This window comes from Actinoplanes sp. NPDC023801 (genome assembly GCF_040639655.1).
GTDB lineage: Bacteria > Actinomycetota > Actinomycetes > Mycobacteriales > Micromonosporaceae > Actinoplanes.
The window spans coordinates 233500-249895 of record NZ_JBFAAI010000005.1; the positions used below are offsets into that span (position 1 = coordinate 233500).

Annotated in this window: 9 protein-coding genes, 1 tRNA gene and 1 pseudogene; 7 read left to right on the plus strand and 4 right to left on the minus strand. The window is 71.5% G+C overall.

Going from position 1 to position 16396, the window contains the following annotated elements; genetic code table 11:
- Window positions 1–18: 18 nt before the first annotated feature.
- Window positions 19–1863 (plus strand): annotated as a pseudogene (gene recQ / locus AB0G04_RS13010) (DNA helicase RecQ); the annotation flags it as partial.
- A 412-nt stretch (window positions 1864–2275) separates the two neighbouring features.
- Here recQ and AB0G04_RS13015 read toward each other — a convergent pair.
- Both AB0G04_RS13015 and AB0G04_RS13020 read right to left on the minus strand, forming a co-directional pair.
- Window positions 2276–2947 (minus strand): YceI family protein, encoded by a 672-nt coding sequence (locus tag AB0G04_RS13015; RefSeq protein ID WP_360981351.1) that lies wholly within the window; start codon window positions 2945–2947, stop codon window positions 2276–2278.
- A 386-nt stretch (window positions 2948–3333) separates the two neighbouring features.
- On the minus strand, window positions 3334–3738 hold the full coding sequence (locus AB0G04_RS13020; protein WP_360981354.1) for a VOC family protein: 405 nt from the start codon (window positions 3736–3738) through the stop codon (window positions 3334–3336).
- A 250-nt stretch (window positions 3739–3988) separates the two neighbouring features.
- On the opposite strand from AB0G04_RS13020, the gene AB0G04_RS13025 reads away from it, so the two are divergent.
- Entirely contained in the window at window positions 3989–5557 is a 1569-nt protein-coding gene (locus tag AB0G04_RS13025; protein WP_360981357.1) for a hypothetical protein, read from the plus strand.
- Between the two features lie 229 nt (window positions 5558–5786).
- On the opposite strand, the gene ppdK is transcribed toward AB0G04_RS13025, so the two are convergent.
- Both ppdK and AB0G04_RS13035 read right to left on the minus strand, forming a co-directional pair.
- Window positions 5787–8471, minus strand: a complete 2685-nt coding sequence (gene ppdK, locus AB0G04_RS13030) for a pyruvate, phosphate dikinase (protein ID WP_360981361.1) — start codon at window positions 8469–8471, stop codon at window positions 5787–5789.
- 380 nt (window positions 8472–8851) lie between these two features.
- Complete coding sequence (locus AB0G04_RS13035) at window positions 8852–9544, minus strand: hypothetical protein (protein WP_360981364.1); 693 nt, start codon at window positions 9542–9544, stop codon at window positions 8852–8854.
- Between the two features lie 96 nt (window positions 9545–9640).
- Between AB0G04_RS13035 and AB0G04_RS13040 the strand changes: the two genes are divergently transcribed.
- From AB0G04_RS13040 to AB0G04_RS13060, 5 genes are all read left to right on the plus strand, one after another.
- Window positions 9641–9712 (plus strand) — tRNA-Pro (locus tag AB0G04_RS13040).
- 1 nt (window position 9713) lies between these two features.
- Window positions 9714–11981, plus strand: a complete 2268-nt coding sequence (locus AB0G04_RS13045; RefSeq protein WP_360981367.1) for a hypothetical protein — start codon at window positions 9714–9716, stop codon at window positions 11979–11981.
- A gap of 109 nt (window positions 11982–12090) precedes the next feature.
- Window positions 12091–13551, plus strand: a complete 1461-nt coding sequence (locus AB0G04_RS13050) for an FAD-linked oxidase C-terminal domain-containing protein (RefSeq protein WP_360981370.1) — start codon at window positions 12091–12093, stop codon at window positions 13549–13551.
- A gap of 70 nt (window positions 13552–13621) precedes the next feature.
- Window positions 13622–14788 carry an FAD-binding protein gene (locus AB0G04_RS13055; RefSeq protein ID WP_360981373.1) on the plus strand — a complete coding sequence of 389 codons (1167 nt, stop codon included), beginning with the start codon at window positions 13622–13624 and terminating at the stop codon, window positions 14786–14788.
- 18 nt (window positions 14789–14806) lie between these two features.
- Window positions 14807–16207 (plus strand): heterodisulfide reductase-related iron-sulfur binding cluster, encoded by a 1401-nt coding sequence (locus AB0G04_RS13060; RefSeq protein WP_360981376.1) that lies wholly within the window; start codon window positions 14807–14809, stop codon window positions 16205–16207.
- The last annotated feature ends 189 nt before the right edge of the window (window positions 16208–16396 follow it).

Consider the following 16396-nt stretch of genomic DNA (forward strand, 5'->3'; position numbering starts at 1 on the left):
CTCTCTAGACTTCCCCGGGTGACTTCGGCTCCCCAGCTTCAGGTGTCCAGCGCCGTCGACGCCCTCAACCGGGTGTTCGGCTATCCCTCGTTCCGCGGCCAGCAGGGCGACATCGTCGACCACGTGATCGCCGGCGGCGACGCGCTGGTACTGATGCCGACCGGAGGCGGCAAGTCGCTCTGCTACCAGATCCCAGCCCTGGTCCGCCCCGGCACCGGGGTGGTGATCTCACCGCTGATCGCCCTCATGCAGGACCAGGTGATGGCGCTGCGCACCCTCGGCGTGCGGGCGGACTTCATCAACTCCGCGCAGGACCTCGACGAACGCCGCCTGGTCGAGGCCGAGTTCGTGGCCGGTGAGCTCGACCTGCTGTACGTCGCACCGGAAGGCCTGGGCACCGCGGCCGTGCAGCGCCTCCTCGACCGGGGCAAGATCTCGCTGTTCGCCATCGACGAGGCGCACTGCGTCGCGCAGTGGGGCCACGACTTCCGGCCCGACTATCTCGCCCTGTCGATGCTGCACGAACGCTGGCCGGACGTGCCGCGGATCGCGCTGACCGCCACCGCGACCCCGGCCACCCGCGACGAGATCGCCACCCGGCTCCAGCTGACCGACGCCCGGCACTTCACCGCCAACTTCGACCGGCCCAACATCCAGTACCGGATCGCCGCCAAGAACAACCCGGCCCGCCAGCTGCTCGACCTGCTGCGCACCGAGCATCCGGGCGACTCCGGCATCGTCTACTGCCTGTCCCGGGCGTCGGTCGACAAGCACGCCGAGTTCCTGTCGCAGAACGGGGTGCCGGCCCTGCCGTACCACGCCGGTCTCGACAGCCGGACCCGGTTCGAGAACCAGTCCCGTTTCCTCCGCGAGGAGGGCCTCGTCATGGTCGCCACCATCGCCTTCGGCATGGGCATCGACAAGCCTGATGTACGTTTCGTCGCCCACCTCGACCTGCCGAAGTCGCTGGAGGGCTACTACCAGGAGACGGGGCGCGCCGGCCGGGACGGGCTGCCGTCGACCGCCTGGCTGGCGTACGGGTTGCAGGACGTCGTGCAGCAACGCCGCATGATCGAGAACTCGGAGGGCGACCTGGCGCACCGGCGCAACGCCGCCCGCCACCTCGACGCCATGCTCGCGCTCTGTGAGAGCGTCACCTGCCGCCGGGCCCAGATCCTGCAGTACTTCGGGCAGGCCGCCCCGGCATCCTGCGGCAACTGCGACACCTGCCTCAACCCGCCGGAGTCGTGGGACGGCACCGTTCCCGCCCAGAAACTGCTGTCCACCGTGTTCCGCCTGCACAAGGAACGCAACCAGCGGTTCGGCGCGCAGCAGTCCATCGACATCCTGCTCGGCAAACGCACCGACAAGGTCAGCCGTTTCCGGCACGACGAGCTGTCCGTCTTCGGCATCGGCACCGACCTCAGCGAGGTCGAATGGCGCAACGTGGTGCGGCAGCTGCTGGCCGGCGACTTCCTGGCCGTCGAGCCGACACATCAGACGCTTGCCCTCACCGAGCGCAGCGGGGAGGTGCTGCGTGGCGAACGCACGCTGCTCATGCGCCGGGAGGTCGCGACGCCCCGGACCTCGCGCAGCTCCACCCGTAACACCGGCGGCGCGGGCAAGACCGCGGCCGCGCCGGCCGACCTCTCCGGTGAGGCGGCGGCCCTGTTCGAGCGCCTGCGCACCTGGCGCGGGGCGACCGCCAAGGAGCAGGGCGTACCTGCCTACGTCATCTTCCACGACGCCACGCTGCGGTCGATCGCGGCGATGGCACCGGCGACCCTCGCCCAGCTCGGCACGGTCAGCGGCGTCGGCCAGAGCAAGCTGACCAAGTTCGGCGACCAGGTGCTGGCCACGATACGCGGCGAGGACGTCCCCGCCGGGGCCGCCGATCCGGACGCCGTCTCCACGACCGCGGGGGCGACCGGCGTGGCCACGGGGCCGACCGGCGCGGCGGCCCCGGCGCCTGTTGTGCCGCGGGCGGCACCGCCGGCGTCCGCCGGGGTCCCGGCCGGGGAGCCGGTCTCGCTGTTCGCCGTCGAACCCGGGCCGGTGCCCGCGGGCCGTGGCGCCACCGTGCCCCCGGCGCGCCCGGCGGCTCCTGCGGGCTCGTCCCGGTCCTTCGGCGCGGCGCCGGCCGCTCTTCCCGACGACTCGGACCTGCCGCCGCTCCCGCCCGAGCCGGACTTCGACGACGACCCCTACTACGAGGGCTGACCGGCCCGCCCGGTGGTCGTGCGCCTGGCCGCCGGGCGCAGGGCCGTGCCCGGTGTCAGGCGTTCCGGATGGCCTCGCCGGCCAGTTCGATGCGGATCCTCTTGCCGACCAGCACGCCGCCGGATTCGAGCATCACGTTCCAGAGCAGGCCGTACTCCTCCCGGTCGACCTCGGCGGTGGCGCTGAAACCGAAGATCTCCCGGCCGTACGGGTCGCGGCGGGCACCGCCGAACTCCATGTGCATGTCGATCGGCCGGGTGATGCTCTTGACCGTCAGGTACCCCCGGATCACGAACCGGCCGGACGCGCGGGTCGCGGCCGGTGGCAGATCCGCGGCCGTCCCCCGGCGTCCGAGCGGGTTGTTGCGCAGGCGTACCCAGTTGAAGATCGGATCGCTGTCGGACTCCCAGGCGATGCCGCTGCTGCGGTACTCGATCGTCGGATAGCGGCCGACGTCCAGGAAGTCCGGGCTGGAAAGGTGGGCGTCCCGTTCGGAGTTGTGCGTGTTGATGCTGTCCGTGCGAATCGTCGCGCTGATCGACGAGCGCAGTGGATCGGTCGCCACCACGATCGTCGCAGCGCCTTTCGCGAACTCCCCCCGGATCGGACTGACCATCATGTGCTGTGCCACGAACCCGATGCGTTTGTGGGCTTCGTCCAGTGTGTAGACCCCTGGGTCCGGAATGACCAGACCGTTCCACTCACGGACCGGTCGTTCGACCGTCACGTAGCTCTCCCCCTCGCAGCATCGTTGCCGCTCCCACGGCGTGCGAGCCCCCCGGCTCGCCCGATGCTGATGCGCGAGGATTCTAAGCACCAGAGTGTTCAGACAGTTAGCCCCCGGATTGCGTTACGTGTTCACCGACACAGTGGACCACCGTCCCCCTTCCGGTCGTCCCGGGACAAATCGTGGTCACAATTGCGGATACTCTGATCAGCCAAAACGTGCTCACGGCAACAATTCGGGGCGATCTTCCACCGTTCGTGGACGTGTCGGAAGAGTGACACGGAGCGTAAGCATGGCACGTGGAGTTAACTCCGTGTACCGGATCTTGAGACGACACGGCCAGCGGCGAGCGGGGCGGGACGCCCGCCGGTGAGGGGTGCGGGCACTCACTGGGTGATGTTGACCATCCACGGGATTCCGAAACGGTCGACCAGCTGGCCGAACTCGTCGCCCCACATCTGCTTCTCCAGAGGCACCCGGACCTGCCCTCCGGCCGACAGCTTCTCCCAGGCGCCACGCAGGGTGTCCCCGTCCGGCCCGCTCAGGCTGACCGTGATGCTCTCGCCCGGCTTGTACTCCATCCCCGGCGGGCAGTCGGACGCCATCAGCGTGTAGCCCTGCGGGGTCTCCAGCTGCGCATGCATGATCAGGTCGGCCAAGGCCGGGTCGGGTGCGCCGAACTCGCCGAAGGTATTGACCTTGAGCTCGCCACCGAAGACCGAGTGGTAGAACTCGACAGCCTCGCGAGCCTTGCCGTCGAACGTCAGGTACGGATTGAGCCGAGACGTCATCGCATGCTCCATCGTCGTCGTTGACACCGTTCCCCGGAGGCTAGACCCGGCCCCCGACATTTTCGGCGCGATCGGCCCGGCTCCACCCGGCAGGGGGACGAATGGGCCCGGCTCCCACGAAGGGCCCGGCTCGCACGAATGGCAACCGGCTTTCACGAACGGCAACCGGCTATGTCGTACGCCGCCGGTAGCATCCGCCCAGTGAACTGAATCGATGGGCTCGGGCGCTCCGGGCTGACGAGGGGGCACCATGGCGGCGACCAGCGATCCCGGTGTCACCGTGCTCGACCGGGAATCACGGCTCTCGCTACGGGCCCGCTTCGGCTCCGACACCCCGTTCCTCCAGCTGGTCGACCGGGCGCTGGCAACCGCCCTGGAAGCCGGCGATCCCATCCGTCTCCTGCCACGGATCCTGCATCTGAGCCTGCTCCGGGCCGCACTGACCAGCCCTTCGGACCCCCGACCGGCGGCGTCCTCCGACGTGGCCCCCTTCAGTGCGGAGGGTCAATCGCCGCCCGGCGTGGAGCACGAGGTCTACCTGCGGCGGCTACGCGACCGATGGGTCGCTCATGCCGGCCGCCACCTGTATCCCACTCCGGCCGCCTGGCTGCACGCGCTTCTCCCGCCCGCGCCGCTGCCCGGAAACCCGTACTCGCTGGCCCGCCTGCTGCGCGTCTTCGTCACCCACCTGGCCCCGGCCGACTGCCGGGCCGCGACCTCCCTGGCCGGCCTGATCGAGGACTCCGCCGAGGCCGCGGTGGCCCAGTGCGCCCTGGTCGGGGCAGCGCTGTCGGCACACGACCTCGATGCGGAGGCCCAGGCATGGTCGCGTCAGCGGCAGCTGCTGACCCGGATGCCCGCCTGGTACTGGCCGGCCGGGCGCACCGGCCACGACCGGGACGTCCTGGCCTATCTGCGCCCCGACCACCGGGCCCGCTTCGACACCGCGATCGGGGTGCTGCCGTTCGCCACCGGCCTGGGCCACTCCCTGCTCACCGGCCTGCCCGCGTTGAACGAGGTCTACCGCGGTGCCTACGCCTGCCATGAGTCGCTGGAATACACGGAGTACCGCCTGGCCGGCCGCCGTCCCGCCCGGGAGGCGACCACCGTGCACGAGGAGACCCGGCGCGACCCCGCCGCCGCGAGCCCCGCGACCGGTGCCGGCTTCATCGCGAGTCCGCCGATTGTGGCCGCTGTCGTCTCGGCGTACGAGCAGGTTCTCGGTGGCGCGGAGTTGCCGATCGACGATCCGGTCTATCGGCTGTACGCGCGGATCACGGCTCGGACCACCCGGGCGCACCGGCTGGGCGCCGACGACCTCTCCCCGGAGCCGGTCCCGGCGGACTTCGATCCGGAACGGCTTCCGGCGTACGCGGAGATCGTGCGGCAGAACCCGGACAGCCCGATCGTCGCGGCCCTGGCCGGCCGGCTCCGCACGGAAGCGGCCGCCCGTGCCGACCGGGAGAGGATGCTCGGCCGGGAGAAGATGCTCGGCCGGGAGACCTTGCTGATCCTGGCCGATGCCGGGTACGCCGGCCCCGACCAGGCCCTGGACGGTCCAGCCGCGCCGTTCCCGGAGTGGTCCGCACTGCTCTTCCGCCATCGCCCGGCCCAGGCGGCCCACCGGCTCAGCGAAGCCGCGTCGACGGACTGGACACTTGCCGCCGCCATGCTGGAACACGCCGCCGCCGAACTGCTCGCGGCCGCAGGCCCCGGGATAGCGCACGAACTCCACGACGCCGTGGTGCAGGCGGCCGTCTGCGCTGCCCCGCCCGACGCCGATCCACCCCAGGTGGTCGACGGCACTCACGCGCGATGAGAGGCCGCGCGGTCCTCGCCGGCACGACGCTGTCTCGCCGGCACAGCGCTGCCTCGCCCGCACGGCGTGGCCTTCGCCGGCACAGCACGGGCCTCCCCGGCACGGCGAGAGCTTCATCCGTATCGGACGGAGAAGGAGCGGCGGGCGCGAAGCGAACCGCTCCGCGCCCGCCGCCCGGCTGAGGGATGAAGTTGAGGGATGAAGCTGAGGGCCGGCGGATCTCCGCTGCTCAGCGGTGGTCGGAGCCCACCGCGGACGACGCGACGGCGGCCCGGCCGGCTTCGAGACGGGCGATCGGCACCCGGAACGGTGAGCAGGACACGTAGTCCAGGCCGACCTCGTGGAAGAAGTGGACGGAGTCGGGATCGCCGCCGTGTTCACCGCAGACACCGAGTTTGAGGCCGGGGCGGGCGGCGCGGCCCTCCTCGGCGGCGATGCGGACGAGGCGGCCGACCCCGTCGGCGTCGATGGACTCGAAGGGCGAGATGCCGAAGATGCCGAGCTCGAGGTAGCGCCAGAAGAACGCGCCTTCGACGTCGTCGCGGGAGAATCCCCACGCCATCTGGGTGAGGTCGTTGGTGCCGAAGGAGAAGAACTCGGCGGCCTCGGCGATCTGGCCGGCCGTGAGGGCGGCCCGCGGAACCTCGATCATGGTGCCGATCAGGACGTCGACGCCCGAGTCGCCGACGATCGAGGCGATGATCTTCTCGGCTTCGGTACGGACGGTCTCGAGTTCCTGGACGGCACCGACCAGCGGGACCATGATCTCCGGGCGCGGTTTGCCACCCTCGGCGGCGAGAGCGACGGCCGCCTCGGCGATGGCTCGGACCTGCATCGCGAACAGGCCCGGAATGACCAGGCCCAGCCGTACGCCACGCAGCCCCAGCATCGGGTTCTGCTCGTGCATCCGGCGGACGGCGGCCAGCAGCTGCTCGTCGTGCTCGACGCTGCGGCCGTGTTCGTGGGCGACGGCGACCTTGACGGCAAGTTCCTCCAGCGAGGGCAGGAACTCGTGCAGCGGCGGGTCGATGAGCCGGATGGTGACGGGCAGGCCGTTCATCTCCCGGAAGATCTCCAGGAAGTCGGCGCGCTGAAGCGGCTGCAGGGCAGCGAGCGCCTCGTTGCGTTCCGTGTCGCTGCGCGCCAGGATCAGGCGTTCGACAAGTTCGCGCCGGTCACCGAGGAACATGTGCTCGGTCCGGCACAGCCCGATGCCCTGGGCGCCGAAGCGGCGTGCGCGGGCCGCGTCGAGGCCGGTGTCGGCGTTGGTGCGCACCTTGAGCCGGCGCTGCTCGTCGGCGTGCGTGAGAAGCCTGTGCACGGCCGCGACCAGCGGATCGTTGGCGTTCGCCGGGTCGAGGTCGCCCTCGAAGTATTGAACGACCTCGCTGGGCCGGACCGGCACCTCGCCGAGGTACACGCGCCCGGTGGTGCCGTCGATGGAGATGATGTCCCCTTCCCGGACGGTGTGCGAGCCGATCGTGAAGGAGTCCCTGCCGACCTCCATCTCGTCGGCGCCGCACACACAGGTCTTGCCCATGCCGCGGGCCACGACGGCGGCGTGCGAGGTCTTCCCGCCGCGACTGGTCAGGATGCCGTTGGCGGCGATCATGCCGGGCAGGTCGTCGGGGTTGGTCTCGCGCCGGACCAGGATGACCGGTTTGCCCTCGGCGGCCACTTCGACGGCCCGCGCCGAGGTGAAGACGACCTCCCCGAACGCCGCGCCCGGGGACGCGCCGACCCCACGCGTCAGAGACGAAGGGGACGAGGCGAGGTCGAAGCGGGGGAACATCAGCTGGGCGAGCTGGCCGCCGCTGACCCGGGTGAGTGCCTCGTCGAGGTCGATGACGCCCTCGTCGACGAGCTGGGCGGCGATGGTGAACGCGGCGGCCGCGGTGCGCTTGCCGACGCGGGTCTGCAGCATCCACAGTTTGCCGCGCTCGATGGTGAACTCGATGTCGCAAAGGTCCCGGTAGTGGCCCTCGAGGGTGGCCATGATGTGCATCAGCTCGTCGTAGGACCGCTTGTCGAGCCGTTCCAGGTCCGCCAGCGGCAGCGTGTTGCGGATTCCGGCGACGACGTCCTCGCCCTGCGCGTTGGACAGGTAGTCGCCGTAGACGCCCTGTTCACCGGTGGCCGGGTCGCGGGTGAAGGCCACGCCGGTGCCGGAGTCGGCGCCCAGGTTGCCGAAGACCATGGCGACCACGTTGACGGCGGTGCCCAGGTCGGCGGGAATGCGTTCCTGGCGGCGGTAGAGCACGGCCCGGTCGGCGTTCCAGGACCGGAAGACCGCCTCGACGGCGAGATCCAGCTGCTCACGCGGGTCCTGCGGGAACTCGTGTCCGGTGTGCTTGACGAACACCTTCTTGTACGCGGTGACCAGCGCCCGCAGGTCGTCGGCGTCGAGTTGCACGTCGTCCTTGACGCCCTTGGCGGTCTTGGCGTCGTGCAGCGCCTCCTCGAATTCGTGGCCGGGCACCTCGCACACGGTCTTGCCGAACATCTGGATCAGGCGCCGGTACGAGTCCCACGCGAACCGGTCGTTGCCACCGGCCTGCCGGGAGAGCCCGTCGACGGAAGCGTCGTTGAGGCCGACGTTGAGAACGGTCTCCATCATGCCGGGCATCGAGAACTTGGCACCGGACCGGACCGAGACGAGCAGCGGGTCGGCCGGGTCGCCGAGCCGTCGGCCCATCTTCGCCTCCAGCGTGGCGAGGTGTTCGTCGATCTGGGCGGCCAGGCCGTCGACGTGCGTGCCGTTGCGCAGGTACTGCTGACACGCCTCGGTGGTGATCGTGAAGCCGGGCGGCACGGGCAGGCCGAGGTTGGTCATCTCCGCGAGATTGGCGCCCTTGCCACCCAGCAGATCCTTGAGGTCCTTGTTGCCCTCGGCGAAGTCGTAGACGAACTTCATGCCTCTACCTCCGGTCATGATCCAGCTGGTTAAGAATCCGCGGCGGGTACCAGTTCCTGCCCTGGGATTCGTAAGGCTAAGCACGACCGGAGTGAATAGTTAACAGTCCCGTGGCTTTTTCCACACGGGTGCGGACGAGCCTGATCGGTACACGCTCTCTCCGAGCAACAACGAGCATCCTGCTGCTGATCACGTGGCGAGAGGGGCGTGCCGGCACGGTTCACGGCACAAAATAAGGGCGCCGCTGCGAATTCCACGGGGGAAGAACTCGCAACGGCGCACCGCGAACATTAGACGACGAACGTCGAGCTGTCCATCCCAGCCGGCCGGCCCAGCCCGCTCAGTCCGGCCCGCTCAGCCAGGCCGCTCAGCCAGGCCGCTCAGCCCACTCGCTGCACGACCGACCCGACGAGCCGCTTCCAGTCGCTCTCGAAGGCGGGTGAAGGGCTCGCGTTGTTCAGCCGGTAGATCGCATAGGTGTCCACCAGCACCACGTTGCGGGTGCGCAGGACGGCGACCGCGGTCTCGGCGGTGCCCGGGTGCGCCGCCTCGTACAGCTTGTGCCGGATGATCACGAACCCGGACCAGGCGCCCTCGTTGAGGTCACGGACCTCGAGCTTCTCGGTGTAGGCGGGTTCGTTGCGGTCGGCCGTCACGGTGGCCGGGACCTCGGACGACGCGGGGCACTGGTCGGCGACCGCCCGCAGCAGCGCGTGGCCGGCCTCCGCGCTGGCGGTGTCGGCGAAGACCAGCGCCGTCTGCTGCAGGGTCTGCGCGCCCTTCTCGCCCTCGTCGCTCGCGGACGACGACACCAGCTCGGCGCCGGGCGGTGCCTGCGGCGGAGCGCTCGTGCCGCCACAGAAACTGACCATCTGCTGAGGGCTCGCGCTCTGCTGCGGCGCGGCCCAGGCCGGGCCGATCTCGGTGGGCTGCAGGAACGCGCCCCGCATGGTGGTCACGGTGATCAGCCCGTCGTCCGGCCCGGAGTCGTCGGAGGCGCTGCACCCGGCGGCCATGACCAGGGCACAGACGGCACCCAGGGCCGCGCGGACGGGTCTGGCGGTCACGAACATCCGGCCATCCTGCCAGACCGGCGGGCCACCGCCGAACCGGCGGGAAACCGGCTCGCCCCGGACCGGCCGCCGTCGGTAGGGTCCAGCCATCAACAGCGGCATGTAGCTCAGCAGCAGAGCACCCGGCTCGGGACCGGGAGGGCGCGGGGGCGGAACCCGCCATGCCGGCATGACGGAGAACGGGGACGACATCGGTCTCGGCTACCCGTCCGGGCAGCTGGCCCGGGCCGAGGCGGACGGAAACGCGGAGAAGGCCGGCCAGTGGCGGGCGGTGCTCGCCGGGATGCTGCGTGGCAGGCTGCGGATCGGGTCACGGACCCCGGTCCGCGGCCTGCCGGTGTGGGTCACGCCTGAGGTGATTCACGGCGGTTTCGCGACCGGCAAGGCGGCCGCGAGCGGCCCGCTGTCCGCGGCCGAGATGGAGTACGCCCGGCGGCACCACCTCGAGCAGTCACGTGCCGAGATCTTCGGTCATCGTCTGGATCCGATCCGCCGCGACGAGTTGCGGACGCTGCTGGACGGGCACGGGGCGGACCAGCACCAGACAGGCCAGCACCGGACAGGCCAGCACCCGACGGACCAGCACCCGACGGACCAGCACTGGACCGTCGGCCTGCCGGAGGAGGCGGTGCTGCCGGTGCTGGCGTGGCTGCTGCGCGCCGACGACGAGACGGCCGCGCTCGCCCTGCTGGCCGAGGTGCAGCCGTATTCGGGACTGCTCTGCTTCACGCCGCGGACCGCGCCCGGCCCGGCCGTCGCCCCGGAACTGGTCTGGCGCGCCACCGCGGGCGAGGCCGCCGGGAAACTGCGGAGCCGCGAGCCGAAACCACGGATCGAGACGATGCGTGACACCCTCGCCGTCTGGAACCTCTACGCCGACCGGATGCTGGCCCTCTGGCTCGCCAGCATGCGCGACGGCCGCGTGGGCGTACACACGGATGTTGACTGGAAGCGCGAAGCGCGGGCTTTGCTGGACGAGTATCCGCTGCTCGCGCGCCGGCACCCACCGAGCCGGCGGCACTGCGGCCCGAAGGCGAACCTCACCGTGCTGCGCGAGGCGCTGACCGATGTCCTGGACGGGCGGGAGTGGCGTCGCGGGATGACGCAGACCGTGGTCGACGCCATGGTCCGGCGGCGCGGTACGCCCGGCGGCACGGAACACACCGCACTGCGGGCCCGGCAGGCCGCCGACGCCGCCCGGCCGGCGCACCACGTGATCGCGGCGGCCGTCGCCGAACGCCTCGCGGCCCTTCCCCAGCACACCGGCATCGCCGACACCGAACCGCTGCTCCAGCCGGTACCGATCGGCCCGGCACTGGTCGAATCGGCACTGGTCAAACCGGCACTGAACGGACCGGCACTGAACGGACCGGTACCGGTCGGCGCCGCGGCCCGCCCGGTCGCCGTCCCGGATCCGATCCGGGCCGTCGTGCGCCGGGCCACCGCCGCCCCGGTCGAGGATCTGGTCGCGGCCGGGCTGGTCCCGTCGGCCGAGGTGCTGGCCGGTCTCGTGCCGCGGGTCACCGCCCAGGCGGTCGGCGCCGCCTACCCCGATCCGGACCTGAGCGCCCTGATGGCCGCCAACTACCTCGCGTTCCGCAACCGGCGCTCGCTGCTGCTCACCGACCTGGAGAGCCAGGCGCGGCTGGAGGAGCTGCCGTGGGTACGTGCGGTCGCCGCCCACCGCGCGCCGGGTGGGGACTCCCGTGCCGCGGCCGCGGCGGCGCTGCGCCGGCTGGGCAGCCTGGTGCTGAGTGCGTTCCCGGGCACCCTGCTGCCGAACCCGATGGTCCGCGAGCTGACCGCGCTGAGCCGGGAGGCCGATCTCGGGCTGCCCTGGGTCGAGGAGCTCGCGGCGGACATCTTCGACGGCCGGTTCACCGCTAAGTTCCTGTACGCGGCGCAGCGGGCCGGCGGACTGCTCGCCGGGACGTTGTACGAGCGCTACTACCGCATCGACTACGCCGCGATCGCCGGGCTGACCGTCACCGGCAAACGTCCGCCGATCTCGCCGGACTTCGCGGCCCTGTGCCGGACCCGGGCCGGGGTGCGGGCCCGTAACCTGCCGGCCACGAACGGGATGATCATCGAGCAGGCGCAGATCCTCACCACCCACAACCTCGCCACACTGGTGACGGGCGCCGGAGCGACGGTCGACGCGACGGCTGCCGCGCGGTCCTGCTGGGCGACGGTGGAACGGCTGGCGGCACGGCCGATGGCGCTCCGGACGCTGAAGGACATCGCGTACGCCTGGCGCCAGATGATCTTCTTCCTCTCGCTGGGCGGCGCGGATTCCGTCGTCGAGGACCTGCCGGAGCGCGGCCTGCTCGCCCCGGCCGTGGCCGGGCTGCGGACCGTGCTGGCCGGCGGGGAGGCGCGGCCGCTGACCGGCTGGACCGCGGGCCGGCACTGGCTCCTCACCGGCGATCAGCCCTGACGTGCAGCCCTGACGTGACATCCGGGTCTGCAGAGGACAACAGGGCTGGCGTGACATCCCGATGTCCGGGTTAGGGTGACGGCAGGGCAGTGTCGCCGAGGAGGTTCCGATGACCGGGATCGATGCCATCGCCGCTCGGCTTCGTGCCGAGCTGGCCTCCGACCAGGTCATCACCGACAGGCAACAGCTCCGGACGTACGAGTGTGACGGCCTTGCCCACTACAAGGTCGTCCCGGCGCTGGTCGTCCTGCCGCGGACCGCCGCCCAGGTCGCCGCGGTGGTCCGCGCCTGCGCCGAGGCGAAGGTCCCGTTCGTGGCCCGCGGTTCCGGCACCGGCCTGTCCGGCGGGGCGTTGCCGCACGCCGAAGGCGTCCTGATCGTCACCTCCCAGCTGCGCGAGATCCTGTCGATCAGCCCGGCCGACGAACGCGCCGTGGTCCAGCCGGGCGTCATCAACCTGCAGGTCACACAGGCTGCCACCGGGTACGGCTACTACTACGCACCCGACCCGTCGAGTCAGCAGATCTGCTCGATCGGCGGCAACGTGGCGGAGAACTCCGGTGGCGCGCACTGCCTGAAGTACGGCTTCACCACCAATCACGTGACCGGCCTGCAGGTCGTCACCCCCGATGGCGACCTGGTACGGCTCGGCGGGGCGGCGCCCGACACACCCGGGTACGACCTGCTCGGCGCCTTCGTCGGCTCGGAGGGCACCCTCGGCGTCGCGACCGAGGTGACGGTCCGGCTGACCCGGCTACCGGAAACGGTCCGCACCCTGCTGGCCGCGTTCCGCAGCACCGACCAGGCCGGCGCCGCCACCTCGGCGATCATCGCCGCCGGTGTGGTTCCGGCCGCGATCGAGATGATGGACGCGCTCTCCATCGAGGCCGCCGAGGCCGCCGTCCACTGCGGCTATCCGGCCGGGGCGGGCGCGGTGCTGATCGTCGAGCTGGACGGTCCCGCCGCCGAGGTGGAGGCCCAGTTCGACGAGGTCAGCCGCCTCTGCGACGAGAACGGGGCGTTCGAGACGCGGGTCGCCGCCGATGACACCGAACGGCAGCTGATCTGGCGCGGCCGCAAGTCGGCGTTCGCGGCGGTCGGCCGGATCAGCCCCGACTACATCGTCCAGGACGGCGTGATCCCACGGACCGCGCTGCCCGAGGTGCTGCGCCGCATCTCCGCCGTGGCCGCCGAACACGGCGTACGGGTCGCGAACGTCTTCCACGCCGGTGACGGCAACCTGCACCCGCTGGTCCTGTTCGACGACGCCGTCCCCGGCGAGGCCGGCCGCGCCGAGACGGTCTCGGGCGCCATCATCGACCTGTGCATCGAGTACGGCGGCTCGATTACCGGCGAACACGGCGTCGGCGTCGACAAGGCCCGCTACATGCCGCGGATGTTCAGCGACGACGACCTCGACACGATGCAGCTTGTCCGTTGCGCCTTCGACCCCGGCGGCATCGCCAACCCGGGCAAGGTGTTCCCCACCCCGCGCCTGTGCGGCGAACGCCCGGGCCGCCGCCAGGGCGCCCACCCGCTGCACGAGACCGACGTGGCGGAGGTCTTCTGATGCCGGGTCCTCTGATGCCGGGCCGTTCCCGCCCCACTGGATTTCCGGGGCGCACCGCGGGAGGCGGGCGATGAGCGTTCTGGATGATCTCGCCAACAAGGCCGGTGACGACGACACGGTCTGCGGGGTGCCTGCCCGCCTGGTCGCGGCACCGGCGACGACCGAGGAGGCGGCCGCGCTGATCGCGGAGACCCGCGACCTGGCCGTGGTGATCCGCGGCAGCGGCACCACGCTGCATCACGGTCCGCCGCCACGCGACCTGGACCTGATCATCGACACCCGGCGTCTGGCCGGGGTCGTCGAACACGCCGCCGGCGACCTGATCACCGTGGTCCGGGCCGGCACGCCGATGGCCGAACTGCACTGCCTCCCCGGACAACAGCTGGCGTTGGACGCTCCCCCGTCGGCGACGGCCGGCGGCACGGTCGCGGCGAACACCAGCGGTCCGCGGCGACTGCGCTACGGCACCGCCCGTGATCTGCTGATCGGCATCACGGTGGTCCGGCCGGACGGCCGGATCACCCGCGCGGGCGGCAAGGTGGTCAAGAATGTCGCCGGCTACGACCTGGGCAAGCTCTACACCGGCTCGCAAGGCACGCTCGGCCTGATCACCGAGTGCGTCTTCCGCTTGCATCCGGTTCCGCCGGCCACCTCTTTCGTACGCGCGATCGCGCCGGCCACCCGAGCCGCGGACGTCCTGGCCGGCCAGTTCGCGGCCAGCGCCCTCGAGATCAACGCCGCCCCCGGCGCCGACCCGGAGATCGCCGTGCTGCTGGAGGGCACCGAGGCCGGTGTCCGCGACCGGGCCGCCGCACTGGCCGGGCTGCTCGACGGCGAGGTCACCGACGAGGCCCCGCCCTGGTGGAACACTCCACCGTGGCCGGACGGCGGCCTGGGTCTGAAGCTGACCTGCGTCCTCTCCGCCGTGCCCGCCCTGGTCACCGCCGCCGTGGACGCGGGCCTGACCGTCCGCGGTTCGGCCGGCACCGGTGTTCTCCATGCCGGTGGCCCGGTCCGGCCGGCTTCGGCGGACGAGGCCGCCCGGCTGGTGGGTCTGCTGCGCGCGGCGGCGACCACGGCCGGCGGGCATGCGGTGGTCCTCACCGCACCGGACTCCGTCCGCGACCGGCTCGACATGTGGGGACCGGTGCCCGGCCTGGAGCTGATGCGCCGCGTCAAGGAGCAGTTCGATCCGGACCACCGTTTCGCTCCGGGCCGCTTCGTCGGCGGCATCTGATCACGGGAGGTTTCCTGAATGGCCGACATAGACGCCCCTCGTGGCACCGGCACTCCCCCGGTCGATGCGCTGCGGGCCGCCGAGAACGGGACGACTCCGCCGCCCGGACCGCCCGCCTTCGACGGCGAACACCCGCCGAGCGCCGACCTGGTGTCCGATTGCGTTCACTGCGGCTTCTGTCTGACGACCTGCCCGACCTATGTGCTGTGGGGCGAGGAGATGGACTCGCCGCGCGGCCGCATCCACCTGATCGGGCAGGGCCTGTCCGGTGAACCGCTGAGCGACTCGATGGTCACCCACTTCGACCGCTGCCTGGGCTGCATGGCGTGCGTGACGGCGTGCCCGTCCGGCGTGCGTTACGACCGGTTGATCGAGGACACCCGCGCCCAGGTGGAACGCCGTCATCAGCGCGGCCCGCGGGACCGGGCGCTACGGGCGGCGATCTTCGCGCTGTTCCCGTACCCGCGAAGGCTCCGGCTGCTGCGGGGACCGCTCCGGGCGTACCGGATGACGGGTCTCAAGAAGCTCGTGGACCGCAGCGGACTGCTGCACCGCCTCGCGCCGGCCCTCGCCACCCTGGATTCGCTGGCGCCGCCGGTACGTGCGGTGCCGCGCCCGCCGGCCCGCGTGCACGCCCGCGGCCCCCGGCGGGCTCTGGTGGGCATGCTGACCGGTTGTGTTCAGTCCGCGTTCTTCCCGGACGTCAATGCGGCGACCGTACGCGTCCTCGCGGCCGAGGGCTGTGAGGTACTGATCCCGCCGGGCCAGGGCTGCTGCGGTGCGCTGAGCCTGCACAACGGCCGCCGGGCCGAGGCGCAGCGGTTCGCCCGCAAGCTGATCGACACGTTCGAAGAAACCGGCATGGACTACTTCGTGGTCAACGCGGCCGGTTGCGGCTCGTCACTGAAGGAGTACGACGACCTGCTCGCCGACGACCCGCACTACGCCGATCGCGCCGCGGCGTTCACCGCGAAGGTCCGTGACCTGTCCGAGCTGCTCGTCGAACTCGGCCCGGTGGCGCGCCGTCATCCGCTGCCGATGTCGGTCGCCTACCACGACGCCTGCCATCTCGGGCACGCCCAGGGCGTCCGGGCCCAGCCTCGCGCGCTGCTGGCCGGCATTCCCGGGCTGGCGGTCCGGCCGATCCGCGAGGCGGAGATCTGTTGCGGCTCGGCCGGCGTGTGGAACGTCCTGAACCCGGCGCCGGCTGCCGAACTCGGTGACCGCAAGGCCGAGGCCGTCCTGGCCACCGGCGCGGAACTGCTCGTCACCGCGAATCCCGGCTGCCTCATGCAGGTCGCCGCCGCGGTCCGGCGCAAGGGCGGTTCGATCGCTCTCGCGCACACCGCCCAGGTCCTCGACGCCTCGATCCGCGGTCTGGGCACCGAGGCTCTCATGCCCGCCCAGCCGCCGTCCTGACCGGCCGCCTTCCTGAGCAGCCGGAACAGGATCAGCCGGAACGTGGGGAGCCCGGTCCCGTAGCACCCGGGTCTCCCCACGCTCTCCCGGCCGGCGACCGATCCGCGACCGGCTGCGCCCCCGCGCTGCCGATCCCGTTCCACCACGGCCGCTGACCCATGCGGCACCCATCCCATCGCGCCGCACGTC